The following is a 25,393-nucleotide window of genomic DNA, read 5'->3' as shown; positions in this document are numbered from 1 at the left end:
TTTGAATACAGTGTTTGGAACGGGTGATTTTTTTGGTATGATAAGAAGAATAGTGAACTATTGAGGGAAGTGACATAATGGAAGAAACATATGAAAAAGCTATACTAGTTGGTTGTCAGCGAGAAGATATTGATGACAGTCGATTTGAATCCTCTATGGAGGAACTTGAATCACTAACGGAAACTGCCGGAGGGCAGGCTCTTGTATTAGTGTCTCAAAAGAGAGTTAAGCCTCATCCTGCTACATATATCGGGAAAGGGAAAGTCGAGGAGCTTATTGCATTAGTTGAAGAGCTAGAACCGGATGTCGTAATCTTTAACGATGAATTGTCTCCCAGTCAAATACGAAATCTAGGTAAAGAGCTGGGAACTAGAATCGTTGACCGTACCCAGTTGATTTTAGATATTTTTGCTCAACGTGCGCGTTCTCGCGAAGGTCAAATGCAAGTAGAGTTAGCCCAATTGCAATATATGCTGCCAAGATTGGCGGGGCAAGGTACTGAATTATCAAGACTCGGCGGCGGTATTGGAACGAGGGGACCGGGGGAAACCAAACTGGAATCTGACAGACGCCACATTCGACGTCGCTTGGATGAGATCAAAAGGCAGTTGGATTCAGTTGTTAAGCATAGGGAACGTTACAGAGCGCGCAGAAAACGAAATAATCGTTTCCAAATTGCATTGGCTGGCTATACGAATGCCGGTAAATCAACCTTGTTTAACCGTCTGGCTGAAGCGGATTCTTATGAGGAAAATCAACTGTTCGCTACCCTTGATCCGATGACCAGGGAATGTCTTCTTCCATCTGGATACAAGGTCCTTATCAGTGACACTGTTGGATTTATTCAGGATTTACCTACCTCCCTTGTTGCGGCATTTAGATCCACGCTTGAAGAAGTGACAGAATCCGATGCCATTTTACATGTAGTGGATTCTTCTCATCCTGATGCTTATAATCATGAGAAGACCGTTCAAAAAATTATCGAGGATTTGGGTGCTGAGGATATTCCTCAATTGATTGTCTATAACAAAAAAGATGCCGCCCATTCTGAATTTGTACCGACATCCAAGGAAAAATCCATTCATATATCTGCTCGTCAGGATGAAGGGATTCAACAACTCCTTTTAGAAATGGAAAAATTGGTTGAAAGCTTTATGGAACCATATTCCGTAATGATTCCAGCTAATGAAGGGAAAATTATAGCCCGGTTAAAGGATGAGACAATCGTTAAATCAACCGAGTTTCATGAAAGCAATGAGACCTATCATCTAAAGGGACTTGCTTTAGCAGACCATGCAATCATGGGAATTATTAAAAATTATGAGTAGGAGTAGGAATGCAACATGTTTGAACAATTAAAGAACGGTGAGAGAATTAAAGAAACTGTTCAGGAAACTGAAAAAATGATTGCTGAAAGATTTTTAGAAATTGAAGAAAATGTAGACTTTAATACAGCGAAGGTATTGAAAGCCTTCCAGGAAAATCAGGTTAGTGATGCCCATTTTAATCCATCAACAGGTTATGGGTATGATGATATGGGAAGAGATACATTGGAAAAGGTGTTTGCTCATGTATTTGGAGCCGAAGCGGCACTTGTCCGCCCGCAAATCATATCTGGAACACATGCTATTTCAACTTCCTTATTCGGCGTGTTACGCCCTGGAGATGAGCTTTTATACATCACTGGAAAGCCATATGACACGCTTGAAGAGATTGTTGGCATACGCGGAAGTGGTATAGGATCCTTAAAGGAATATCAAATATCCTATCAATCTGTCGCTTTAAAGGAAGATGGGTATGTTGACTTTGATGCAGTAGCAAAAGCCATTAAACCAAATACGAAGGTAATTGGAATTCAACGCTCAAAAGGCTATGATAACCGCCCATCATTTAAAATTGCAGAAATCAAGGAAATGATTCAGTTTGTAAAAGCAATCAAACAGGATGTCGTTGTCTTTGTTGATAACTGCTATGGAGAGTTTGCTGAGAAAATGGAGCCTACTGAGGTTGGTGCGGACCTAATGGCTGGGTCCTTAATTAAAAATCCTGGCGGCGGTTTAGCGAAAACGGGTGGTTATATTGCCGGTAGAGCTGATTTGGTAGAACGATGCGCATATCGTTTAACAACACCGGGTATTGGTGCTGAAGCGGGTGCTTCCTTGTACAGTTTATTAGAAATGTACCAAGGATTCTTCTTGGCTCCGCATGTTGTTGGACAATCCTTAAAAGGAGCAATCTTTACAGCTGCCATGCTAGAAAAATGGGGATTTAACCCTTCACCTACATGGAACGAACCAAGAACAGATCTCATTCAATCAGTCCAATTTCATGACAGAGATAAGATGGTGCTGTTCTGTCAGCAGATTCAGTTTGCTTCACCAATTAACTCTCATGTAACACCATATCCTGCTTATATGCCAGGATATGAGGATGATGTAATCATGGCTGCCGGAACGTTTATTCAGGGAGCGAGTATCGAATTAACCGCTGACGGTCCGTTAAGACCGCCATATACCGCTTTTGTACAGGGCGGACTAACGTACTCCCATGTTAAAATAGCCATTTGCAAAGCAATTGATCAGATGATTGAAAAAGGATTAATAAAGTAACTAATAATAACTCCCTTATTTTTGGAATAGGGGAGTTTTTTATTAGTAAAAATGGTCAGTGTGAGTTACAAGTAACCGATTATTTGCAGAGTGGGATTCAAAGTGAACTCTGTTTATCTATATCATATTAGCTGTTTATTGAATGGCATCGCATAGCATAGGTGTCTGAAGGGTGGAGGATAGGTGTTATGCTGCACCCATGGCACACCTATGCCGCACCTATGCGGGGTCAAAGGTGTCTGGAAGGTGCTGAATAGATGCTATGCTACATCTTTGTTACACCTATTCCTAATTAAAGGTGTTTGATAGATGTAAGATAGGCGTAGGATACCGTGGCTTTCCTGCATCTTCTATACACCTCTAGTGTGTCTGTGCAATATCTTTTCTGTATCTTGGTCTATTTGCTCCATAGAGGTAGGTATACTTTTTTGTGGAAAAGAGTTGAATTAATGTGTAAATAGAAGTGCTTTTTTATGTGAAATTCAAAATAAGGACCAGCTTGTTGCTTTTATTTATAAATTAATAGGTTAATTGTCTGAGTTTGGGGTAAAAGAAGTAAAGCAGTTAAAATGATACATTACTCCAGAGATTCCATGTCAGAAAACCTTACATATGATTGACAAAGAAGTTTACATGGCATAAACTAACAATATCAAGAAGAGGTATTGAAGGAGGATGTAGTGGTGAGCGGTAACATCAGAAGAACCATGCCACTTTTTCCAATGAGTATTGTCATGCAGCTGACCGATTTAACTGCACGTCAAATCCGTTATTATGAAGAACACAAATTGGTTTATCCAGCCAGAACAGAGGGTAATCGAAGGATGTTTTCGTTAAACGATATTGATCGTCTTTTGGAAATTAAAGAATTGCTTGATCAAGGCATAAATATGGCTGGGATTAAAAAAATTCTTGAACCTTCTATTTATAATGAAACTGAAATAATTGCTAAAGATGAACATTCTAAAGAAGAAACAAAACCAGAATTGACCAATGCGCAATTAAGAAAATTATTGCGTGATGAAATTTTGAAGGCTGGCCGCTTTACAACGAGAGGCAGCAACCAATCTGGTGATATGCATCGGTTTTTTAATTAAAAATTAAAATATAAAAAGCTTTATTATTTAAGGAGGAAAAAGGAAGATGGGGAAATACACTGCGGATGATATTAGAAAGTTAGCTAAAGATGAAAATGTGAAATTTATTCGATTACAATTTACCGACATTCTGGGAACAATTAAAAACGTAGAAATTCCAGTAAGTCAGCTTGATAAAGCATTAGAAAATAAAATGATGTTTGATGGTTCATCCATTGAAGGGTTCGTTCGTATCGAAGAATCTGATATGCTTTTATATCCAGATCTTGATACATGGGTAATTTTTCCTTGGACTGCTGAAAAAGGAAAAGTGGCTCGTTTAATCTGCGATATTTACAATCCGGATGGCACACCTTTCTCAGGTGACCCACGTGCTAATTTAAAACGTGTGTTAGAGGAAATGAAAGAGCTAGGTTTCACAGATTTCAATCTTGGGCCTGAACCAGAATTCTTCTTATTCAAATTGGATCAAGCAGGGGAACCAACTTTGGAGTTAAATGATAAAGGCGGATACTTTGACCTTGCTCCTACAGATTTAGGTGAAAATTGCCGTCGCGATATCGTTCTTGAGCTAGAAGAGATGGGATTTGAAATTGAAGCTTCCCACCATGAGGTAGCTCCAGGACAACATGAGATTGATTTTAAATATGCTGATGCGATTACAGCATGTGACCAAATCCAAACGTTCAAATTGGTAGTAAAAACAATTGCTCGTAAACATGGCTTGCACGCAACTTTCATGGCAAAACCATTGTTCGGTGTGAATGGTTCCGGTATGCACATGAACTTATCTTTATTCTCTGATGGAAAGAATGCTTTCTACGATACAAAAGGAAATATCGAATTGAGCGAGACAGCTCATCAATTCATTGCTGGTATCATTGAGCATGCGCCTGCGTTCACGGCAGTAACAAATCCAACAGTTAACTCATACAAACGTCTAGTTCCTGGATACGAAGCACCTTGTTATGTTGCATGGTCTGCTCGTAACCGTAGCCCACTAATCCGTATTCCGGCTTCCCGTGGATTGAGCACACGTGTTGAGGTACGTTCTGTTGACCCAACTGCAAATCCATACCTAGCTATGGCGGTATTACTTAGCGCTGGTCTTGATGGCATTAGAAATCAGAAAAAAGCTCCGGCGCCAATTGACCGTAATATCTATGTAATGTCTGCACAAGAACGTGCTGAAGAAGGTATTAAAGATCTTCCGTCTACATTATATCAAGCGTTAGTAGAATTACAAAAAAACCCAGTCATCATGAATGGTCTAGGTGATCATATCCTGGAACACTTTGTAGAAGCAAAAGAGATTGAATGGGATATGTTTAGAACCCAAGTTCATCCATGGGAGAGAGAACAATATCTTCAAATGTATTAATAGCTGAAACCCTTGACACTGCTAGCGTCAAGGGTTTTTTATTTGGTGGGGCAATCACATGTTTTTAGCTTGTCCAAATTTTCACCCCGCTTTTGCCCCGCCTCTAAACATTTTAACTTTTTGTGAAATCTTCAAATTTCTCCATAGTATCTTTTTCGATTTTCTTAGAGACGCGAGTACACATCAGCGGTGATCTGAATGGATCCATGACCCAATCGTACTTGGATGTATTTCATCGAAGCTCCTGATTCTAGAAGTAGAACAGCATGAGTATGCCTTAAAGCGTGAATTGTATCTTTGGCAATCCGGCTCTTTTATGGATTCGTTCCATAGCATTAAATAGTTACAGGAAATGAATATCCTGTGCGAAAGGTTTCGTGGATTTAAAGTATAATTGGAACATACTATGCGGTAACATGAGAAGAATAAATAAGAGGGTTCCTAAGTGGGATTCCTCTTATTTGTATATGACAAATGAACCGCATCTTGAGCCTCTTGTTGAAGTTATATACCAACGCTATTATTAACGTAAGTCGGATAAAGGATGATTATATATGAAGAAACTTTTGTGTATTTTCCACACCATGCGGTTACGCTATTTGCTTCAACATGTGGAATCATCTAAGGAAGTGAATCAAAAAATTCTTCTTTTGCATTTAAAATTAAACGAATTAGAAAAGCTGAAAATTTAAAATTAAAGGGACTTTCCACTCTGGAAGTCCTCTTTTTTATAAAAACTTTTTACCTCTTATTAATAAATCGCCTCTGACTGATATTATAAAAGTAGGAGGCGATAAAAATGAGATACACATGGAAAACTGATGCTAGAATTCCATGGGAACCGGAAGCGGATGAATTTCTGGAGAAACAACTAAGAATACACTCTAAAGAGAAGTTTGCTGTTATAGCGAGAAAAAATTAGCCCATCCACTTTGTGAAGGACATAGCGAAAAGCCCTTTATAGATCGCCTTAGTTGGATAAAAAACGGCAAGCAGAATCCAGGTGTATGCTCGGCCAATATAGTGCACACAATCCCTTAAGGGAAGGGGAGAAGTCTTACCATTTAAGGATTTAATATAAAAAAGCGAGTCAGTTTTTATGCCCAGCAAAATTGCTCGCCTCTGTCAAAAACTATAGTTGCCGTTTAATTTATTTTAAGTGTCCTCCAGGGCTCTTTTTATATATTCTAATAAAAGGGGGTACTGATAAAAATGGGGAAAATTATAGATATTTCACATCACCAGCCACCATCATCTATAAATTATGACAAACTAGCCAAGGAAGTGGATTTAGTTATTGTTCGTACTCAGTATGGATCTTCTACAATCGACAGACATTATAAAACTCATCACAAGGAATTTAATAAGCGTGGTGTACCAACTAATGCCTATGCGTGGGTAAGAGGTATTTCGATCTCTGATATGGAGAAAGAGGCTACTGATTTTTATAACCGGACTAAAGAATTTAGCCCGCCTGTTTACTGGCTTGACGTTGAGGAGAAGAGCATGAAAGATATGAGAGCAGGGGTTAAGGTCTATGCAAAGAAATTGAGAGCTCTTGGGGTGAAGAAAGTAGGGATATATATTGCCAATCATCTTTATAAATCCTTTAATATCGATATAAGAGACTTTGATGCTGTTTGGATACCTTCTTATGGGCGTAACAATGGCATGCGAGCAAGTAGCAGGAAACCTGACTATGTTTGCGACTTATGGCAGTTTACAGACAAAGGAATAGTAGATGGATATGCTGGTAATGTAGACTTGAATGCAATTATAAGTAATAAACCATTGAGTTATTTCACGGGTAAGTATGATCAAATCACATAGTATGAGGGGACTTCTAGTTGGAGTCCTCTTTTTTTGCCTAAAGTGATGCTCGTGTAAAGTGAGCCATTCTCTTGGCCAACTATTCAGACATTAAATGATAGTTACAAAGTCTAATTATGGCACAAAAGAAAGATTCTTCGCATATGATGAGGGTGAAGGTTACATGTTAAAACAGTTGGTGATGAATATGTTAGAAGAGTTCAAAGAGTACAAGCGTCAGACGGAAGGGCAATTTGATAAACAGGACGTGCGTTTTGAAAAACATGAACTCCGGATGGACAAGCAGGAGGATCGGTTGGACCAAATGCGTAGTACACAAATTGTACACGATCAACAGATTGCTGGTATTTTAGAAACCCTAAAAGACATTAAAGGAGATACTGTATGGTTAAGAAGAACTGTGACCGCTGCCGTTATAGGTGGAACTATTCCAGCGGTTATCGGTTTTATTGTGTTTGCTATACAAAAACTGAACTAAGGAGGGTGGATGATGAAAAGGTCTATACCATATTTTGAGGCACTAGTTAGTATATTGAGCTATTACCTTGCTATGGTATGTATGTTCAACAATGATATGTTTCAGCAATTGCCAGAGTTATATGGAACTTTAAGTCAGTTGGGAAGCGAGACATTGTTTGCTCTCATTTTCTTTTCTGCAGCTACCATTAAGGTTATTGGGCTGGTTATTAATAGTTATGTAATGAGAAAGTTTGGGTTAGGGTTATCCGCCTTAATTTATTTAATCATTGCTGTTTCTTATGCCACGAGTGAAATGTCCTTAAATTGGGGGGCAGGGATTTTCTTTTTACTGTCAGCATTCAGCCTTTTAAATATATTTGAAGTTAGGCATACTAAGTTAATGGAGTGATAGAATGAATTGGAAAGTACGTTTTAAAAACCCAACCTTATTATTGCATTTGCTACTTTAGTCACCAGATTTATATATAAGTTGCTCGGTTTAATAGGAGTCATGCCGTCTGTCGCAGAAGATGATACACCACAATTAGTTTTGATTTTTGTGGTTATTTTAGCTGGATTGGTATTGTTCAGGATCCGACCATTAAAGGAATAGGAGACAGTAGACAAGCCTTGACTTATGAAGTGCCAAGAGATGACAAACCCGATGTATATGTACCATTGGGTTTCTTGTGTTCATAATATGCGTTACCTAAGACGTATCATCTCAAAACTCTGCCTTACATAAAAGAAGAGAAGGCAATCCTTTTAGGACCGCCTTCTCAAGAATTTATTGAGCATTATTTTAGCATGGTTTGGATTAATACAGGGTCATGATCACTTGCTCGTCCGTGTTCTTCCATGAAGGCAGCGTTGATGTGAACGATATCAACAGCTGTACGCAATGTTAGTGGTTTCGAAACAAGGATATGGTCTAGCACTTGTAAATTTCCTTGATAGGCATACGTATAGCGGTCAATTGAGGGAATCAAATCAATCATATTCGTCAGTTCCCTTCCCTTCAGTGTTTTGAGTGTATCTGTAAATTCAAAGTCATTTAAGTCTCCGAGAGCAATAATATTGGCATTCTTGTTCTTGGACTGGATTTCTTTTACAAATTGATTCACCACATTTGCCATGCTAATGCGCTGCTCCTCACTAGACAATATAGCCGGCTGGTTTTTTCCAAAGAGCGGCTGATCTCCGCCTTTTGAATTAAAATGGTTAGCGATGACGATAACATCCTTCCCATTAAAGGTGAATTGGGCAGCTAAAGGCTTACGACTACTATCGAAAGCAGGATTTTCAGGATCAATTCGTCCTGGATTAGCTGTCAGTTTGCCATCTTCATAGCTGACTGCTTCATTCGCACTGCCTTTTGGAGCAGGAGTGAGTGACACTCGCTCTGGGTTATATAAAAATCCAACGCGAATATTCGCTCCAGGAGCGCCTCCGTCTTGATTATTAACCGGCGCAATATCTGTGAATGAATAAGAAGGACCGCCCAACTCTTTGATTTTATCAATCAATGTTTGATAGCTTGCACTTGCATCTGTATTACCGCTATTTGTGGCACCATCATTATCCTGTATTTCAGTAAGTCCAATGATATCAGGCTGATTTAAATTGTCAGTAATGGCTTTTGCAAGTTTAGTAGTTTTCTCGTCGCTTTCCTTCGGGGAGAAATTTTCTACGTTATAGGAAGCGACTGTCAGTTTTTTGGCATGTTGCTTAAATTTCGTTACCTCTTGTTTCAGGCTACCGTTTTTAAGCTCTGGTAAATTTTCTTTATCAGATAAGATTCGGTAATTGCTGAAACCATAACTTACAACACCATGAATATCTCCAGTAAATGAATCGCCTGTCTTGGTAACAAAGCTTGAATCACCAGTATCAATGATGAGTCGCTCAGGGTTATAATCGTTTTCTGAAATCCTCAAGCCTTTTGCCAGGGTGTTGAGTAAAGTATATTTTGACACTACATATAGTTCGCCATAATCCTGCGGTGCAATAACCTTCGGCTGTTTAATGTTTACGAGCATTCCCTCTAGGCTCTCGTAATAATCAATCCCGTCCTGATATGGATCAAACTTGCTGAACTGGTCGTTATCGATGATTCGTGTTGGCTGTCCTTTAAGCGGGCTAATCTCAATCGGCTTAGGGAGCGGTTGTGAGTCATTTACAATCGTAATGTTAGTAGCATTGATTTCTGTAACCGGTAAATCCGTTGTTAATTTTTCTGCATAACCTTCAAGTACCCATTCTTTAACCTGACCGCTTGCTTTAATGGTATTACCAACTTGTGCAGCATGGTTCCTTTTATAGACAAGTATGCCTTCTGAGGTGGCAGGGTTTTTATCAGGCGTTAGAGATTGCATGTAAAAGTTGTTAGCATCGGCAATATAAGTTACGATGCCTTCAACATCTGCCACATATTGATCCTGATATGGAGAGTGGTGCTCGGCACCTTGAATGTCATGTATCTGTAAACCGCTAGTGGCAATGTAATAGGCTAGTGATACAATATCACTGTTTTTATAGCCGTCTGCTACGACGATTGCTTTAATTGTCGTGTTTTCTGCGATGATGATAGGGGTCGTGTACACTTCGCTGTCTATGGTAGGTTCCATCCCATTTGTTGTGTAGTAGATGGTTGCGTTTTCCGTCTCTGTAGTTAAGGAAATAGCTGTTCCAGCTGATACTGGTCCTGGAGAGACTGAGCTCGCAGCAGCGGCAGCTTTCGGAGTTGGATCATGTTCTTCTGCAAAAACAATGGAGGTAGGTGATTTTAATCCAGGCACTGTATAGTAAGCCTCAAGATTTCCAGTAACGTGAATTTTACTCCCGATGATGGATGGATTAGACTGCAGCCCAAATTCTGCTCGGAATTTAGCCGGGAGCTGGATAGGAAGCAGTTTTTCTTTATCCGTTTCATTGGGTGAATCAGCTAGCGCAATATTAAAATCACTGCTGAATGGTGCTTCAAAATTGTAGCTATTATTTCCTGTCGTATGGGCAACGATATAGCCTTCAACAGTAGCATTGCCTGTATTGTTTGCTATTGCCTCTGTTACAGTAATTGGTCCATCTGCCTTGGGTGTTACCGCAGGAATGAACGATAAGAGGAGCAGGAACACGAGAAAGGCTGGGACGAAGAAACGATTAATATTGGATTTTGACATTCGACACTCTCCTTTAAATTTCTATCATTTCTCCCATATACTACAAAAAAGAGGGCAATTAGTACAGGGTGGTTAGATTCATCTTTCAATTGAAAGTTATAGTCAATATAAGTAAAAAGTCATGATTCTATTGTTTTTTAGAAAGGTATTGACTCTGAATCCTCAATTTTTTGAAGTTAGAAATATCGTTTAGTAAAAAATATCGAGTTTCTTCTATTAAATATAGGGCTGAGAGAATACTATAGCCAGAATGAGCCTAGGAGAGAGCTTTTTATTTTCATTAGATTAACATCTTAATGAAGTTAAGGTGCAGATTTGATGAACTAGGATAGGAAAATACGGGGTAAGAATTATAGAAAAAATGAAGAGAAAACACTAAGTAGGAAAAGTATGAATAGAGGTTGAATGTAGGCAAATAAAAAACCCCGTTAATCGAGACGGGGTACTTTAAGTTCAGCATATCTTTTTGCAACCAAATGCTTCAGTTGCTCTAAATCTTCTAATGTAGTTTTATTTCCGATATAATCTTTAATCACCGGAGGTATGGTTATTGAATTCGTTTTTTTCGTTGGCTCTTTTATGTCCATTTTTAGCATCTATCCTTCTGGAAAACTGTTATAGTACCATTATATAGTTACAATGTTACGAATAGATTAATAGGAGTTTACATTTTAATATTATTAAGAAGTCAAAAGAAAGCCAATTTACCGAAAAGATAGGAGTAAGTTATGGTAGCAATCATTTACCCAACTGATGGGTATGATAAAAGGGAGAATGAATTAAGAAGAATTCAGTTAAATACTTTTATCTAACCAGACTAAAGAGAGTATATTTTCGTTTAACATAATATAGTCGAGATTACACCTATTGTATAGATTATTTGTCTGTGGAGTGTTTAATTTTGCCCACAATTTTTGGAGGGAAAAATAAAAATCGCTTTCTTCTCGAGTAATGCATATGCTGTGGTGCAGGATCGAGTGTTTCATCTCCTAAAAAGTCGAGCATAGTATTAGTTGAAATATGCGCATGAACCATACTTACTTTCCATTGATCGTGATGAATATCTCCGCGTATGATTAAATCGCCCCAAATACTATACATACTGTATCGTTCTAATAACCAAAAATCCAAAGAGTCCGGCAGGGGTTCGTATAAAATCTGTTTACGCTCATAATGAACATCGAGTTGATAGGTTTGTTTACTGCTTTCTCGTACACTTTGAAAATAAAATTGATCCCTATCTTGTTGAAAGTACATATGTGCTTTTTTATAAGGTAGGCCCAAGCCCACTTGTGCTCCCAAGACGGCTAATAGTTTATCAGCATCCAAACTAAAAAAATAAATACCAGGAACACCCTTGTATTTAACATATGTACGTACATTCAGCTCTAAATAAGTATGAAGATATGGAAAATGTGGAAGCCCTCTTGCTCTCATTTTAGTTATCTTAAAGGGAATAATCGAAATCCATGCTTTTCCTTCATATAAATCAATCTCCAATTCCTCCGGCACATATGGACGGAGAAGGGTGGGATCTATTTGATAATGTAAAAATAGCATATCATTCCATACCTGGGTCAGTACCCACGGTGATTTCGGTAAAGGGAAAGGGCGATGTTTCGTTTCTTTCAACTCAAAATACATAAATTCCGCCTCATTTCTCTAGGTATATTAAATGTTTTGCCCATATATATAGATATTAAACATTCCGATAAAGCAACACGGCATAATAAAAAGAATAGAACAAGAGGGAATGCAATTTACATAATATTTAAGAGTGATTATAGCTGAGGGAAATATGGAGTTAAATATAAAATTTCCAGATCTAATAGTACTGATGTAATGTATAGGTAAAAATAAAGACCTCTCTAATCAAAAAGATTTGAGAGGCTTTTTATAGTTTCTGATTAAATTATCGGAGATCATACCTAAGGCGCATGACATTGTAAAACAATCGAGCATCTCGTCCCATTTTTGTTCGAGGATTTATTTGTGATTGAAGGCAGTTTAACAGCATCTCGTCACACTGTTTGGTGGGTCCAAATCTCTTATAACAGTCATCATGTTTCTTGCAGCATGAGTCTACTTGATTAGTAGGTCCCCATGGACCGGAACAGCCAGGACCGCACCAATTATATCCTGGATAACATAGTCCTTTGCCTGCACGTCTTCTTCTTCTTTGCATACTTCCACCTCCATATAAATCTTTATAATTAATATATGAGGAGTCGGACAAAACGTAAGGGCGGATAAATAGTGAATGTTTCCTTTTGTTTTCTAATGGGCTGTTGTGACAAAACAAATATATCCTTATAGAAAAAAGCCCAGAGTGAATCTCTGGGCTAAAAACTAAGATATGACAATCTCACAATCTATTATTTATTCAATTCACGGATAATATGCATTCCGGAAACCCATCCTTGTGTACCATTTGAAAGTTTCACTTTATACCATCCATTGCTGGTTTCCGGATTGTTTTTTGAATCAACCGATAGCTCAATATATTGATAATTAGATAGGGTACCGACTATACTGCTGCCTGTATTCGCAGCAGAACGGACATTTAAGGATGTAGCATCCACACGCGCCAGATTTTTAACGGACATGTATTTATAATAACTGCTTAATCCAAAACTGGATGTATAATACATTTTCCCTTTGTATTTTACTTTTAAAGACTCATTGTTATGTTTTTCTAGTAAATTAAAGGTTTCTCCTGCTTGAATGCTGACAGAAGATCCTGAGTTTGTTTTTGTGACATATTCAGAACTGACCCAGCCGGTTTTTCCGTTATATTGAACCTTACACCAGCTACCACTTGCACTAAGATAGGTTATCGTTTTCCCATTAGGAATGGTGAGCAGAATAGAACCATCTGTTGAAGCACTTGATCGCAAATTTAGGTTTGAAGTTGTCTGATAAACGGTTGAACCTGTGTTATCTGCTGATGTCAGATTAATTGTTTTATGGGCTACAGCAAGAGTACCGGTAGGAAAGACATCTTTTGCATCAGGATAAGAGGGTCTGCTTGGCACCTTTTTATTCGGGGTGGCATTTTTTGCACCCTCGTTACTGTAATCAAGCATTGCCGACATATGTTTGGCAATCGCTTTTCCCCAATTTGAATCGGTCGCATAATAAAAATTCATCCCGCTGCTTAGGCTGTCGATTCTATTCCCATTACTATCTTTAACGGTAGAACCAAGATAAGCACCTTTATAGGACCAGTATCCTTCATTTAAATACGTTGCTTTCATCATTTGAGCAATAAATTCAATATTTGATTTGATTGTATTAAATTTGACAGCACCCACGAATGGAGCTGCATCGTAGGCTCCGTAACCAAACAGATTATTTTTTGCCAATGATATAGTCGATTTACCGAAATTGCTCTCATGAATGGCATGTGCTGCAAGATACAAAACGTTCACGCCATACTTGTTTGCTGCATCAATAAATATGCTTCCCCTGTTATATAGAACACTGTTGGAGGAGGTTGCATTTTTCGCAATATACGTATTAATCTGAGCAGCTGTTACGGATGATTTTGTCCTTAAATCCATCGTTACATAGGAATCTGAACTGATTGGATTAGAGGAATCGGAGGTAGATGCTCCTTTTACCAGGTAGGATGAGTTGACCCAGCCTGTAAGTGAGTTAAAGGAAACCTTATACCATGCCCCTTTTTTGGATAAATACGTAACCTGCTTTCCTTTAGGTATAGTAGTAATGACTGTTGCACTGGTAGAGCCTGAAATTCGAAACTTCAAATTAGCAGTTGTCGTATAAATCTCTTTATTCTTTACTTCCTCTTTTTTATCTTCAGTTGTTTCCTTTAGGAATTCAGAGCTGACCCAACCTGTTTTGTTTCCATACTTCACCTTAAACCAAAAACTGTTTTTTGATAGATAGGTAACTTTCTCTCCTTTTGGTATAAGCGTTAATACAGACCCCTGGGTAGAAGCCTCAGTTCTTAGATTCAGTTTAGCAGTAGTTTGATAAGTCAAATTCGCCTTTGGTTTTTCAACAGAAGGGGAGGGACTCTCATTTTTAACCGGTGTAACACCTTTTAAATAACTGGAGCTGACCCAACCAGTTTTACCGCTATATTTCACCTTGAACCAAGAACCACTCTTGGAAACATAAGTAACAGATTTCCCTTTAGGAATTGTCGTTAAAATGGATCCTTTCGTTGAAGCAGAAGAACGTAAATTTAAATTTGCTGTCGCTTGATACTTCACCTCTTGCTGTGGTTTTACCACGGTAGATGGTGTGCCTGTACCGTTTGTTGGTTTAGCAGCAGCTGAGTTAGCTTTTAAATAACTGGAGCTGACCCAACCGGTTTTACCGCTATATTTCACCTTGAACCATGAACCGCTCTTAGAAACATAAGTAACGGATTTCCCTTTAGGAATCGTCGTAAGAATAGATCCTTTTGTGGAAGAAGAGGATCGTAAATTTAAATTAGCTGTTGCTTGGTACGTAACCTCTTGCTGTGGTTTTGCCACAGCGGAAGGGGTGCTGCTCGTTGGTTTAGCAGCAGCTGAGTTAGCTTTTAAATAACTGGAGCTGACCCAACCGGTTTTACCGCCATATTTTACTTTGAACCATGAACCGCTTTTGGAAACATAAGTAACGGATTTCCCTTTAGGAATCGTCGTTAAAATAGCTCCTTTTGTTGAAGCGGATGATCGTAAATTAAGGTTAGCTTTCGTTGTGTAGACTGATGAACTGCTGGTAACAACAGCAGATTTCACCACAGCAGGTTCAACCTTAGCTTTCTCATTTATTTTTTTTACATAATCTGAACTAACCCAGCCCGTAGTAGTTTGATATTTTACTTTAATCCAAGAACCGCTAGTGGAAATATAGGTTAGGGTTTTCCCTTTAGGTATGGTTTTCAGGATTTTCCCATTGGTTGACGCTTTGGATCGTAAATTAAGATTAGCTGTAGTTTGATAGCCAGACACAATTGCTTTACTAGAAGTAATATTTTCAGCTTTCTTCACATACTTATTATTGACCCATCCTGTGCGATTGTTAAATTTCACTTTGAACCAAGAACCACTTTTTGCAAGGTAGCTAATCTTTTCCCCTTTAGGGATGGTTAAGAGTACAGTGCTTTTAGTAGAATTACTGACTCGTAAATTTAAATTAGAAGTGGTTTCGTAATACGTAACACTAGATGCTTCTGCCTTTTTGGTGTCCAATAATTTTAATGATGTATCCCCGCTATATAGGATAAATCCTGCAGATAATAAAAGTGTTGTACCCTTATAGACCAATGGCTTATGGCTTGCCTTTTGATTTTGCAAATGTACATCCTCCTTTATTCTCCCTCAGTTTTACAAGGCTGTATGGCATATATTTTTGTCAGACAACTGCAAAGACCAGTTAAATCAATCCCAAACAAATTTAAGGATAAAATGAGTAACTAAAAAATGTCTCCATCATAAAATGTCATAGAGGGTGCTATATCACATATCGGCATAATTTGGGAAATCTTTAGCGAGAAATGTAAGATTCCATAATTTAGATGTTATTTTTTCATTAAAAAAAGGAATAAAGGTAATAATAATGTAGAAAGGGGGAGATAAAATGGAAGGTTATCTACAAAAAATAACGAAAAAGATATCTAGTTATTGTTTTCATCTGGATATGAAAAAGAAAGTGAAAAACAGTCATTTCACGATTGTCTCAGACAATGATTGGGGCAAGAAAGTATACGATGATTTAGGTATGGAATACAACTCTCCATTTATTGGAATGTTCATATTTGCACCGGACTATATTGAGCTTTTATCTAACTTTGAGCATTATATGAAATCTCCCCTTAAATTTACACTCCATTCAAAATATGATGGAATAACGGATATCTATCCCATTGGGCTGTTGGACCAGAAAGTGGAGATCCATTTCTATTCCTATAAGTATAAACAGACAGCATTAAATGACTGGAATGAAAGAGTTAAACGCATAAATTGGGATCAGTTGTTTTTTAAATTCAGCGATCAGTATCAGTGCAGAAAAGAATGTATTGAAACGTTCAATCAGTTGCCTTTAAAAAACAAAGTCTGTTTTACGGCTAGGCCAATGGGACATTTAGACAATGTGATTTGTTTTTCAAATCAACACATAGAAACCAAATTACAAAATGAGCTAACGGATTATAAGAAATACTTTGATGTAGCATCTTGGCTGAATACAGGGGAAGTGATTAAGAAAGAGCCTGAAAAAAGAAAAGCCAATTTTGAACTGCATTTTCCTTTTAAGCTAATCGACAACAAATAGATAATTAATTAAAACACCGGTGTTTTCCGGTGTTTTTTATGTGCTCATGGTATTAGACCGACGCTGCAGGCAGATTGCACTTAAAAAGGCTAATCTATTAATTCTTATCCTAACTCTCCGTACGATTTTCAAAATGGTAATCCGTTTTTATATGTGGATTTTGCTTTAATAATTGACGAACAAATTCAGTTTGGTTTTTTGGTGAAATGGCAATCGTATTAAATCCTGTAAAATTAATTTCTATTTTATTCATAGATTGGGCAGGATCTGTAAAAGGATTTCTGGTTTTTCTTATACTACTAATCGTATCAATCTTAATTTCCTTCTTAAATGGACCGTAGTGTATGGTGAGGAGATTTTCCGCAATTGTATATCCCGTTTTAAGCCATATCCACATTAAACAAAAACCAACTGGTACTAAGAGTACGATTTTAATCCATTGCTTGTCTAAGAACTCAGGGGTCATCCAAACACCAAGGTCTGGAAAGAAAATGGGTGAAAGAATAAAAATAAATGCGAATAACCAAATGGTAGCGGTTATCCATAAGTCTCTTTTTGATGAAAAATACATGCTATCATCCTCTATTCGTTTGAATTTATACTTTCTTGGTGGTACGTATGTAGATGTAATTTACCCTTCAAATTAACAGGTGAATTAATGGAAATTCGCCGTCGATTGGCCGTTTTACGATTTGGGTCAGCTTTCAATTTGTATTTTACCAAAACAATCCATATTTTAGGTGTGTAAAATAGTTTCTATTCTGAAATTTTAAATTAAGATATTCGCTTAGGGAAAGAAATAATATATAAATATAGTTTTTCTTGAGATATCCATTATTTTTGATAAAAGTGCTACAGGAAATGAAAATTACCAATGTTTTTTGAAACTATCTGTCTGTTTGTTCGTATGTATAGTATGGTAAAATTGCCTTAGAAAGGGGTGACTGTTTATGTTCTATATGATCCTTCTTGGATTGGTAGGAGCTACAGCTGTAGTTTTTCTGCAGGACGCAAAACCAGCAGGACCAAAACAGGAACGTTTGGCAAATGTGATGAAGCGAATAGCAGGTAAAAATCAAAAAGACCAGTTTGTATGCACTCAATTGGATGATCGTTATGCCCATTATGTATATGAATTGGATTCAAATATACTATCTATCTTGGCTGGACCGGATTACATTACGATTAATGCGCAAAAAGCTAAAACCAAACAGCCTTTACTTGATGTTCGATACGATACAAGATCGAGAGTTTATACAGAAAAGAAAATCTCTGAACAGTTATTAAAGAAAGAAAGCGATCTAGAAAAGATTGACCTGTTTTTAAGATGGGCCATTATGAGTTTTCAGCCGGAAAAAATGAAAATGATATATCAAAATAACAATAACTTTACTGCTCTTATAAACGAGCTGGAAGATGCGAGAAAAAGAAACTATCTCTCATCACCGATTGATCATGCCTTTACTCAAATTATCCCAAGCCTGGGTTATTTACTGGAGCATGTGGATCTCATCTCTGATGTTGATTATGAGCATCAGGTTAAGGAGACAATAATTAAAGATTTACGAAAGCTGATAGCTGACTTTAGTCAATTGGAATCCAAACAACAAGAAAAGTATGAACATGATACATTAAATCGACTGATTATCATACAGGAGCGAATTACACAAATTCGCAGACATATTGACAATACAAGGGAATTTGACTTAAAGAAAACATTGACTACAATCGATCAAAGATACGAAAAATAATGTCGGACAAGAGGTGGAAAACCGATGAGTGAACAAAATAGGGAATTTGATGAAACAGCGATTCAATCATTCATAAATCCCGAAGATATGAAAAAATTAAATGATGAAGCAACTCAGGTCGTCAAAAAAATATCTGACACGGATGCACATAATATTGACTCCGTCCTAGAGCATTTAAGCAATTTCGGCGGCAATGAGCAACGTATGGCTGGGGAATCATTAAACAGTCTTCGCAGACCAGTCAAAGACATGATGGACAACAAGGACAATCACGATATACCAACTAATCTGCTCAAGCTTCGCGAGGCGGTTTCTGACCTAAATCCAAATGCCTATCAGACAAAAGGAATAGCAAAGATTGTTCCGAAGTTTTTGCGCAAGAGTTCAAATGAAAAGTTTATTGCAAAGTATCAAACAGTGGAAAAGAATATTGATGAAATCGTCCAGTCCTTACTTAGAGGAAGAGATATGCTTCAGGAGGATAATGCTGAGCTTGATGTCATCAAAAAAGATGTCCATGAAAAAATTTATCTCTTAGATAAACAAATCTATATGGGTCAGCATCTTTTCCAAATGATTGAGGATAAAAAGAACGATCCAGAATGGCAGAATAAGCAGCAGCTTGTCATGGAGGCACAGGAGAAAATTATTGTACGAACAAAGAATATGAGCTCTATGGTAAATGTGCTACAGCAATCCCTTGCTTCTGTTGATATTATCAAGAAAAATAATGATAAATTGAAAGAAGCCATTCGGAATGCAATTGATACGACTAAGAACTTAGCTCCCGTTACATCTGCTATTCATTTGGCACTGCAAAATCAGGAAAGAATCATTACAGCAATCAATGATGTGAATGAAGCTACAGAAAACATGATTTTGGCAAACGCGCAAATGTTAAAAGAAAACACAGAAAAAACAACGAAGCTCCTGGAGAATCCATCTATCTCGATTGAAAAGCTGCAAAAGGCTTACCAGGATATTTATTCTGCTATTGAGACCCAGGAAGCATCCAGCAGAAGGATTATCGCCAGCAGTAAAGAGTTTGTAACGAAGCTGGATGATATGAACAGAGAAATGAAAACGAAGTTATTAAATCAATAAGGGGGAAGAAACCATGCAATATGTTAGATATTCTCTCTTGCTACTAACCTGTTATTTGACCGTGATGTTCAGTGGATTGATACCAGTGGTATTCTTTGATTCATTCGGGATGTTCCTGGGTTCCTATATTTCCATGTCCATCGGGATTACAATTCTTTTATTTGGCTTATTCTTTATGAAAATGAAAGAAAACCATTCATTGAAAATGAGGTTGCTTGTCATTAATACGATTGGTTTCCTGCTATTCCATTTTAATTTTGCAGGATACACTTCATACAACTCCATGGTACTGTGTTATCCCATCCTAGCAGTCTTAACATTGGTTGCATACGACAAGTATTATAAAAAGCAGAAGGAAAAAGGAAATCGAATATACTACTGAAACGCCGATTGATTCGGCGTTTTTTTTATTTAACTGTTCTTCAGAGACGGGACGTCAGATAGGCAGTCTTTTCATTATGCAGCTATCTTCTCAGGTATGGATTAAGAGCAATAATTAAATTAACCTGAAAATGAAAAATAATAAGTATCACAGGTTGATCATCCGTATATGAATGGAAAATTAGAAAAAGTATTTAAAAAGAAAGACAAGCTGGCAGATGGAGGCACGGCTTGTCTTTCTCTTTGTTTTATAGATTGTCTGCAGGAGAAGTGGCATCATACCTCTTTGCTTGTTCATCAGGCACAAAATCCGCATTGAATTCTTTCTCTGATTTAGAAACAACAACAGTTGCCACACCGTTGCCAATTAGGTTCGTAATTGCACGTGCTTCAGACATGAAACGATCGACACCAATTAATAACGCCATTCCTTCTACCGGAATCATTGGGAAGGCAGCCAAAGTGGCGGCCAGTGTGATAAAGCCGGATCCTGTCACCCCTGCAGCGCCTTTTGAGGTTAGCATTAATATGCCAAGCAAGGTCAGTTCTTGCCAGATGGTCAAATCAATCCCATAGGCCTGGGCGATAAAGATGGCGGCCATTGATAGATATATAGATGTACCATCAAGGTTAAAGGAGTACCCTGTAGGGATGACCAAACCGACGACTTGCTTTGAACAGCCGTAGTTTTCTAGCTTTCGCATCATTCCCGGCAGGGCAGATTCGGAAGATGATGTACCAAGAACCAGCAGAATCTCTTCTTTAATATAGGCCATGAACTTAAAGATATTAAAACCGTAATATTTTGCAATTGAGCCGAGGACCAAGACGACGAATAAAAACATAGTGAGGTACACAGAGCCCATCAATTTTCCGAGTGAAACAAGCGATCCAAGACCGAAATTTCCGATTGTATAGGCCATTGCGGCAAACGCGGCGATAGGGGATATTTTCATAACCATATTGACAATCTTAAAGAATATATCAGCTATTATTTCAAAGAAGGTGATGACTGGTTTGGCTCTTTCGCCGACAGAAGCAGCAGCCAGTCCGAATAGAATTGCTGAGAACAAGACCGGAAGCAGTTCCCCTGAAGCAAGGGCGCCGACAACATTCTCAGGAATCAAGTTCAGAATGAATGCTCCGAAGCCCTGATCCGATTCAGCAGCCTGTGCCGTATATTGAGATACATCGCCAGTTTTTAAATTCTCTGTATTAAGCCCGCTTCCAGGCTGAACAAAGTTGACGACAAGAATACCGATTGCTAAAGCAAGAGTGGATACAATTTCGAAATACAATAAAGCCTTGCCGCCAATCTTCCCGATTTTCTTTAGGTTGCCCATGCTTCCAATCCCAATGATTACTGTCAAAAAGATAATTGGAGCAATCAACATTTTAATTAATTTTATGAATAAATCAGCAAGGATTTTTAAACTGGCACCGAACTCAGGGAAAATTGCCCCTACCATAATCCCTAAAATGATACCGGTGACAACTTGGACAGTTAGATTCTTAAAGATTTTCAAAGCCAACCCTTCTTTCTGTTTTATTGTTAGCGCTTACAATTTATTGTGTTTATCTTAAAGGATAAAGAAGGAATTGTGGGATTATGGTTTTAATGTTCTTTTTGGTCTTTTTGGTCACCAGGATAATTATCTTAATCGAAAGAATGAGCATATTTCTTTAATCAGCATCCAATCTATATGAAAAAGAAAGACCTTCCGTAGGGGAAGGCCTCATCAGTCAATCGACTCTTGAATCTTTTTTAATAGTTTTTCGTCGAATTGGGTCTTATAGTAATCATACAGTGGCAAGAAAGTTTGCTGCCATTGCCGTAATTCTTCGTCACTTAGATGATAGATTTCAAGCTCAGCGGAAGCTTCCAATTTCGCTAAGGATTCTCTGTTCATTTGCTCGGATTGCGTTAAGTTCCAAGCTGTCGCTTCGTCCATTGCTTCGATGACTGCCTGCTGTAAATTCTTTGGAAGACTGTTCCAAAACTCATTGTTAATCATGACTGCATATCCAAGAATACCATGGTTGGATAGTATCATATGATCTTGCACTTGATAGAAACCCTTAGAATCAATGTTAGAGATCGTATTTTCTTGGCCGTCAAGCTTCTCCCTTTCTAATAAACTATAAACTTGGTCAAAGGAAGCGCTTCGGTTCTCTGCACCAACAAGGTTCAGCTGCCTTTTGAGCATGTTACTTGGCATGGTACGCAGAGTAAGTCCCTCAAGATTATCTGGCAGTTTAACAGGAGAATGGGCCGTTGTAATTTGTTTAAATCCATTATTCCAAAAGGCCAAGCCCTTTACACCATACTCATCAAGCATCCCTAATAGCTCTCCCTTTATGGGACCTGTGAAAATCTCTTCTATATCTTTATAATTCTTCAATAAATACGGCAGATCGAGAACTTGCCATTCGGGAATCCAATCTGTCACTTTTGAGAAGGAGGGAGCAATCATCTCGATATCGCCATTTTGCAAAGCTTGCAGTTCCTCCCCATCTGAGTAGAGTGTGCTGTTTGGATATACCTCTACCTGGATAGCTCCGTTAGTCTTCTTCTCGACTAGCGTTGCAAATTTATCAGCGGTGAGCCCTTTTGGTGTATTTTCGGCAACAACATGACTAAAGTTGATGACAATTTGTTCGTTTAAGCCCTCTTGTTCAAAATCAGGCGGTAAGCTTGCTTTCTGCCCAAAATCATGCTGAACCCCCATGTATATCACCAATACGGCAATGATGGAAACAGCTGTTATTAAAAAACTTTTCATATCATATCCCCGCCATATTATTCTTTTCAATATTCTACCATGTTTTTTGGTGGTACAATGGAAAAAAGTTACTCGAGGAGTTTTGGGCATGAAGCAAATATCTATCCATTGGAAGATTATGACTATGACTTTCTTCATCATTATCTGTTCTTTTGCTGTTGCAGGTATCTTTGTGCTCGGAAGTTTCATGGAAAAGAAGGAGGCAGAAATCAGCGAACGGAGCCTGCTCCTCTCAAGAACGGTTGCTGAATTGCCTGAGGTGAGGAAGCTGCTTTCAGAAGGCGGTGACAAAAGCAGAGCGGAAGAAATAAACCCAGTTGTTGAGCGGATTAGGGTTATCAATAATGCTGATTATATTGTTGTGCTCAATAATAATCGTATCCGACTGTCCCATCCTGTCAAAAGGATGATAGGTACAGTGTCAAAAACGGCAGATGAGGATGCTGCGTTTACGGAACACAGCTATGTCTCTAAAGCGAATGGAGAAGCAGGCACAGTTATGCGCGGATTTGTTCCTATTATGGATGATGAACATAATCAGGTAGGGGTGGTTATCACAGGATATCTGACCCCAACTCTATGGGAAATTGTATGGGGGACAAGGATTGAAATCTTCTTGGCTATTGGTTTTTCGCTGCTACTTGGCGCATGGGGAGCATGGTCACTGGCACGGCATGTTAAAAACCAAATGTTTGGGCTTGAGCCACATGAAATAGCTCGTCTCTATGCCGAACGGAATGAAACCTTCAATGCCATGCATGAAGGAATTATCGCTATTGATAATGATATGACCATTACGGTTTTTAATGAAAAGGCCTATCGTATCCTTGGTGTAGATAAGCAAAATCTAATCGGCAAGAATATTTATGATGTTCTGCCTGATACAAGATTGCCAGAAATCATTGATTTTAATCACCCGGTCTATAATAAGGAGTTATTGGTCAACCAGCATTCCATTTTGAGTAATCGTATTCCTATTCAGGTAAGGGGCAAAACGATTGGAGCCGTCGCAGTCTTTCAGGACAGGACAGACGTGAAGAAGCTAGCCGAGGAGCTTACAGGCGTAAAGGCTTTTGTTCAGGCTCTCCGTGTTCAAAATCATGAACATAAAAATAAGATGCATACAATCGCAGGCTTGCTTCAGCTTGGTAAATATAAAAAAGCAACTGAATATATCTTCCAAGCTAAAGAAGAACAAGAAATGCTCACTGATTTCCTACATGAACGCATTAAAGATGACAATCTATCAGGTTTGCTTTTAAGTAAGGTTAGCCATGGGAAAGAACTAGGTATCGAAGTCGAAATAGATAAGAACAGCAATTGGACTCATTTTCCAAATGGGCTTGACCATCATGATTTTGTCGTCATTATCGGAAATCTTATTGAAAATGCATTCGAGGCTGTACAGAAATCTATCCAAAAAGAGCGTAAAGTGTCTATTAGCTTGGACCAAACGGATGAATCTACATCAATTTTGGTGGAGGATAATGGAATTGGGATGGATGAAGCCGTCATCAATAATCTATTCAAAAATGGATACACCACCAAACAAGAAGAAGGACATGGGATTGGCATGTACTTGATTCATGAAATTGTCGCCAAAGGCGGCGGCAATATTGAAGTGGATAGTTCTCCTGGTGAAGGGACCAGCATTGTCATTACTTTTTAAGGGGGAAATGAAATGGAAACAGTTACTGTATTACTAATTGAGGACGATCCAATGGTACGCGAGGTTAATCGTGGGTTTATTGAGAAAATAGAAGGCTTCCATGTCGTCGGTTTTGCCCCGAACGGTAAGGTGGGGCTTGAACAAATAGAAATCTTGAAGCCAGAACTTGTTTTAATGGATATATTCATGCCTGAACAGGATGGGCTTGCTACTATCCGCAAAATCAGGGAAAAGGCCATTTCGACAGAGGTCATCGTCGTTACGGCAGCTAATGACCAGCAGACAATTCGGGAAATTCTGCAGTTTGGAGCTTTTGACTATGTCATGAAGCCATTCACCTTTGAGCGAATGAAGCAAGCGCTCGAAAACTATAAGGCATACAGGGAGCAATTCAAACAGAAAGAGGAGTTGACTCAGGATGAATTGGACCGTCTCTTGCGCAGCCAACCTGAACAGGGGCATAAAATGAAGAAGGAAGTACTCCCTAAAGGACTTAACCCGGCAACAATGGAGAAAATACTTCTATTCATCGAAGAGAAAAAGAAACCAATCTCGGCAGAAGAAGTTGCCGAAGGGACTGGACTTGCAAGAGTCACAGCTCGTCGTTATCTGGAACATCTCGAAAAGCAAAACAAAGTAGAAATTGTATTACAGTATGGCGGGATAGGACGGCCTATCAACCGTTATCAAACGGTTAATTGATATTAGCATTAATCAGTTAAGAAGCTAAAGCTAAATATTTCTTGTTTTATCAGAGAATTATTGCAATATCCATTCAAGGTTATTCAACGTTTGGCAACCTAGCAATGAAAAGTAAAAAATACAATACATCCTGGGGAAAAACTTTATTATAAATTCA

The 25,393-nt window shown here is 38.3% G+C and carries 24 protein-coding genes and 1 pseudogene; 16 read left to right on the top strand and 9 right to left on the bottom strand.

Annotated features, from left to right (window positions below; genetic code table 11):
• Positions 1-77: 77 nt before the first annotated feature.
• The 4 genes from hflX (at position 78) to glnA (ending at position 5,087) form a co-directional block, all read left to right on the top strand.
• On the top strand, positions 78-1,328 hold the full coding sequence (hflX, locus tag FHY45_RS00310) for a GTPase HflX (RefSeq protein ID WP_066104235.1): 1,251 nt from the start codon (positions 78-80) through the stop codon (positions 1,326-1,328).
• 15 nt (positions 1,329-1,343) lie between these two features.
• Positions 1,344-2,609 (top strand): methionine gamma-lyase family protein, encoded by a 1,266-nt coding sequence (locus FHY45_RS00305; protein WP_139891110.1) that lies wholly within the window; start codon positions 1,344-1,346, stop codon positions 2,607-2,609.
• A 683-nt stretch (positions 2,610-3,292) separates the two neighbouring features.
• Positions 3,293-3,706 (top strand): MerR family transcriptional regulator, encoded by a 414-nt coding sequence (locus FHY45_RS00300; protein ID WP_066104229.1) that lies wholly within the window; start codon positions 3,293-3,295, stop codon positions 3,704-3,706.
• 46 nt (positions 3,707-3,752) lie between these two features.
• The gene (gene glnA / locus FHY45_RS00295) at positions 3,753-5,087 is read left to right on the top strand and encodes a type I glutamate--ammonia ligase (protein WP_066104225.1); all 1,335 of its coding nucleotides are present in this window, start codon (positions 3,753-3,755) and stop codon (positions 5,085-5,087) included.
• A 112-nt stretch (positions 5,088-5,199) separates the two neighbouring features.
• Here glnA and FHY45_RS21070 read toward each other — a convergent pair.
• A pseudogene (locus FHY45_RS21070) lies at positions 5,200-5,430 on the bottom strand (tyrosine-type recombinase/integrase); the annotation flags it as partial.
• A 211-nt stretch (positions 5,431-5,641) separates the two neighbouring features.
• Between FHY45_RS21070 and FHY45_RS20380 the strand changes: the two are divergent.
• The 6 genes from FHY45_RS20380 to FHY45_RS21165 all read left to right on the top strand — a co-directional run bounded on the left by FHY45_RS20380 (position 5,642) and on the right by FHY45_RS21165 (position 8,075).
• Complete coding sequence (locus FHY45_RS20380; RefSeq protein WP_180349899.1) at positions 5,642-5,779, top strand: hypothetical protein; 138 nt, start codon at positions 5,642-5,644, stop codon at positions 5,777-5,779.
• A gap of 107 nt (positions 5,780-5,886) precedes the next feature.
• Positions 5,887-6,009 carry a hypothetical protein gene (locus FHY45_RS20700; protein WP_257468928.1) on the top strand — a complete coding sequence of 41 codons (123 nt, stop codon included), beginning with the start codon at positions 5,887-5,889 and terminating at the stop codon, positions 6,007-6,009.
• 290 nt (positions 6,010-6,299) lie between these two features.
• Entirely contained in the window at positions 6,300-6,917 is a 618-nt protein-coding gene (locus FHY45_RS00285) for a glycoside hydrolase family 25 protein (protein WP_139891109.1), read from the top strand.
• A 163-nt stretch (positions 6,918-7,080) separates the two neighbouring features.
• Positions 7,081-7,395, top strand: a complete 315-nt coding sequence (locus tag FHY45_RS00280; protein WP_066104219.1) for a hemolysin XhlA family protein — start codon at positions 7,081-7,083, stop codon at positions 7,393-7,395.
• Positions 7,396-7,407: 12 nt separating this feature from the next.
• Positions 7,408-7,785: a hypothetical protein gene (locus tag FHY45_RS00275; protein ID WP_066104215.1), complete on the top strand. Its 378-nt coding sequence runs from the start codon at positions 7,408-7,410 to the stop codon at positions 7,783-7,785.
• Positions 7,786-7,919: 134 nt separating this feature from the next.
• A complete protein-coding gene (locus tag FHY45_RS21165; protein WP_077248048.1) occupies positions 7,920-8,075 on the top strand; it encodes a phage holin in 156 nt (51 codons plus the stop codon).
• 98 nt (positions 8,076-8,173) lie between these two features.
• Here FHY45_RS21165 and FHY45_RS00265 read toward each other — a convergent pair whose 3' ends face one another.
• The 5 genes from FHY45_RS00265 to FHY45_RS00250 all read right to left on the bottom strand — a co-directional run bounded on the left by FHY45_RS00265 (position 8,174) and on the right by FHY45_RS00250 (position 15,870).
• Complete coding sequence (locus FHY45_RS00265; protein WP_139891107.1) at positions 8,174-10,555, bottom strand: DUF6359 domain-containing protein; 2,382 nt, start codon at positions 10,553-10,555, stop codon at positions 8,174-8,176.
• A gap of 428 nt (positions 10,556-10,983) precedes the next feature.
• A complete protein-coding gene (locus FHY45_RS20375; protein ID WP_175354261.1) occupies positions 10,984-11,142 on the bottom strand; it encodes a hypothetical protein in 159 nt (52 codons plus the stop codon).
• A gap of 289 nt (positions 11,143-11,431) precedes the next feature.
• Complete coding sequence (locus FHY45_RS00260) at positions 11,432-12,199, bottom strand: YqjF family protein (protein ID WP_139891106.1); 768 nt, start codon at positions 12,197-12,199, stop codon at positions 11,432-11,434.
• Between the two features lie 268 nt (positions 12,200-12,467).
• Positions 12,468-12,740 carry a phospholipase A2 family protein gene (locus FHY45_RS00255; protein WP_139891105.1) on the bottom strand — a complete coding sequence of 91 codons (273 nt, stop codon included), beginning with the start codon at positions 12,738-12,740 and terminating at the stop codon, positions 12,468-12,470.
• Positions 12,741-12,930: 190 nt separating this feature from the next.
• The gene (locus tag FHY45_RS00250) at positions 12,931-15,870 is read right to left on the bottom strand and encodes an SH3 domain-containing protein (RefSeq protein ID WP_139891104.1); all 2,940 of its coding nucleotides are present in this window, start codon (positions 15,868-15,870) and stop codon (positions 12,931-12,933) included.
• Between the two features lie 283 nt (positions 15,871-16,153).
• On the opposite strand from FHY45_RS00250, the gene FHY45_RS00245 reads away from it, so the two are divergent.
• Positions 16,154-16,846, top strand: a complete 693-nt coding sequence (locus FHY45_RS00245) for a DUF1919 domain-containing protein (protein ID WP_139891103.1) — start codon at positions 16,154-16,156, stop codon at positions 16,844-16,846.
• Between the two features lie 109 nt (positions 16,847-16,955).
• On the opposite strand, the gene FHY45_RS00240 is transcribed toward FHY45_RS00245, so the two are convergent.
• The gene (locus FHY45_RS00240; RefSeq protein ID WP_066104197.1) at positions 16,956-17,417 is read right to left on the bottom strand and encodes a PH domain-containing protein; all 462 of its coding nucleotides are present in this window, start codon (positions 17,415-17,417) and stop codon (positions 16,956-16,958) included.
• A 379-nt stretch (positions 17,418-17,796) separates the two neighbouring features.
• Here FHY45_RS00240 and FHY45_RS00235 point away from each other — a divergent pair, with 379 nt between their 5' ends.
• From FHY45_RS00235 to FHY45_RS00225, 3 genes are read left to right on the top strand one after another with little or no spacing between them, the layout of a single operon-like run.
• Positions 17,797-18,597 (top strand): hypothetical protein, encoded by an 801-nt coding sequence (locus FHY45_RS00235; RefSeq protein WP_066104194.1) that lies wholly within the window; start codon positions 17,797-17,799, stop codon positions 18,595-18,597.
• 24 nt (positions 18,598-18,621) lie between these two features.
• Positions 18,622-19,701: a toxic anion resistance protein gene (locus FHY45_RS00230; RefSeq protein ID WP_066104191.1), complete on the top strand. Its 1,080-nt coding sequence runs from the start codon at positions 18,622-18,624 to the stop codon at positions 19,699-19,701.
• Positions 19,702-19,714: 13 nt separating this feature from the next.
• On the top strand, positions 19,715-20,083 hold the full coding sequence (locus FHY45_RS00225; protein WP_066104187.1) for a hypothetical protein: 369 nt from the start codon (positions 19,715-19,717) through the stop codon (positions 20,081-20,083).
• A gap of 247 nt (positions 20,084-20,330) precedes the next feature.
• On the opposite strand, the gene FHY45_RS00220 is transcribed toward FHY45_RS00225, so the two are convergent.
• Complete coding sequence (locus tag FHY45_RS00220) at positions 20,331-21,608, bottom strand: dicarboxylate/amino acid:cation symporter (RefSeq protein WP_139891102.1); 1,278 nt, start codon at positions 21,606-21,608, stop codon at positions 20,331-20,333.
• Positions 21,609-21,821: 213 nt separating this feature from the next.
• On the bottom strand, positions 21,822-22,865 hold the full coding sequence (locus FHY45_RS00215; RefSeq protein WP_139891101.1) for a DctP family TRAP transporter solute-binding subunit: 1,044 nt from the start codon (positions 22,863-22,865) through the stop codon (positions 21,822-21,824).
• An 88-nt stretch (positions 22,866-22,953) separates the two neighbouring features.
• Here FHY45_RS00215 and FHY45_RS00210 point away from each other — a divergent pair, with 88 nt between their 5' ends.
• Complete coding sequence (locus FHY45_RS00210; RefSeq protein WP_139891100.1) at positions 22,954-24,534, top strand: ATP-binding protein; 1,581 nt, start codon at positions 22,954-22,956, stop codon at positions 24,532-24,534.
• A 12-nt stretch (positions 24,535-24,546) separates the two neighbouring features.
• Positions 24,547-25,236 carry a response regulator gene (locus tag FHY45_RS00205; RefSeq protein ID WP_066104175.1) on the top strand — a complete coding sequence of 230 codons (690 nt, stop codon included), beginning with the start codon at positions 24,547-24,549 and terminating at the stop codon, positions 25,234-25,236.
• The last annotated feature ends 157 nt before the right edge of the window (positions 25,237-25,393 follow it).

The organism is Bacillus sp. D386, assembly GCF_006346415.1.
The sequence above is the reverse complement of the archived record's forward strand: the minus strand, read 5'-3'. Positions and strand labels throughout refer to the sequence as shown.

Excerpts from the sequence above, each read along its gene's own strand:
- FHY45_RS20700 (WP_257468928.1), top strand. The coding sequence starts at position 5,887 with ATGAGATACACATGGAAAACTGATGCTAGAATTCCATGGGAACCGGAA.
- FHY45_RS00210 (WP_139891100.1), top strand. The coding sequence starts at position 22,954 with ATGAAGCAAATATCTATCCATTGGAAGATTATGACTATGACTTTCTTC.
- FHY45_RS00205 (WP_066104175.1), top strand. The coding sequence starts at position 24,547 with ATGGAAACAGTTACTGTATTACTAATTGAGGACGATCCAATGGTACGC.
- FHY45_RS00285 (WP_139891109.1), top strand. The coding sequence starts at position 6,300 with ATGGGGAAAATTATAGATATTTCACATCACCAGCCACCATCATCTATA.
- FHY45_RS00255 (WP_139891105.1), bottom strand. The coding sequence starts at position 12,740 with ATGCAAAGAAGAAGAAGACGTGCAGGCAAAGGACTATGTTATCCAGGA.
- FHY45_RS20380 (WP_180349899.1), top strand. The coding sequence starts at position 5,642 with ATGAAGAAACTTTTGTGTATTTTCCACACCATGCGGTTACGCTATTTG.
- FHY45_RS00275 (WP_066104215.1), top strand. The coding sequence starts at position 7,408 with ATGAAAAGGTCTATACCATATTTTGAGGCACTAGTTAGTATATTGAGC.
- FHY45_RS00240 (WP_066104197.1), bottom strand. The coding sequence starts at position 17,417 with ATGTATTTTTCATCAAAAAGAGACTTATGGATAACCGCTACCATTTGG.
- FHY45_RS20375 (WP_175354261.1), bottom strand. The coding sequence starts at position 11,142 with ATGGACATAAAAGAGCCAACGAAAAAAACGAATTCAATAACCATACCT.
- FHY45_RS00235 (WP_066104194.1), top strand. The coding sequence starts at position 17,797 with ATGTTCTATATGATCCTTCTTGGATTGGTAGGAGCTACAGCTGTAGTT.
- FHY45_RS00280 (WP_066104219.1), top strand. The coding sequence starts at position 7,081 with ATGTTAAAACAGTTGGTGATGAATATGTTAGAAGAGTTCAAAGAGTAC.
- FHY45_RS00265 (WP_139891107.1), bottom strand. The coding sequence starts at position 10,555 with ATGTCAAAATCCAATATTAATCGTTTCTTCGTCCCAGCCTTTCTCGTG.
- FHY45_RS00245 (WP_139891103.1), top strand. The coding sequence starts at position 16,154 with ATGGAAGGTTATCTACAAAAAATAACGAAAAAGATATCTAGTTATTGT.
- FHY45_RS00230 (WP_066104191.1), top strand. The coding sequence starts at position 18,622 with ATGAGTGAACAAAATAGGGAATTTGATGAAACAGCGATTCAATCATTC.
- FHY45_RS00305 (WP_139891110.1), top strand. The coding sequence starts at position 1,344 with ATGTTTGAACAATTAAAGAACGGTGAGAGAATTAAAGAAACTGTTCAG.
- glnA (WP_066104225.1), top strand. The coding sequence starts at position 3,753 with ATGGGGAAATACACTGCGGATGATATTAGAAAGTTAGCTAAAGATGAA.
- hflX (WP_066104235.1), top strand. The coding sequence starts at position 78 with ATGGAAGAAACATATGAAAAAGCTATACTAGTTGGTTGTCAGCGAGAA.
- FHY45_RS00260 (WP_139891106.1), bottom strand. The coding sequence starts at position 12,199 with ATGTATTTTGAGTTGAAAGAAACGAAACATCGCCCTTTCCCTTTACCG.
- FHY45_RS00215 (WP_139891101.1), bottom strand. The coding sequence starts at position 22,865 with ATGAAAAGTTTTTTAATAACAGCTGTTTCCATCATTGCCGTATTGGTG.
- FHY45_RS00225 (WP_066104187.1), top strand. The coding sequence starts at position 19,715 with ATGCAATATGTTAGATATTCTCTCTTGCTACTAACCTGTTATTTGACC.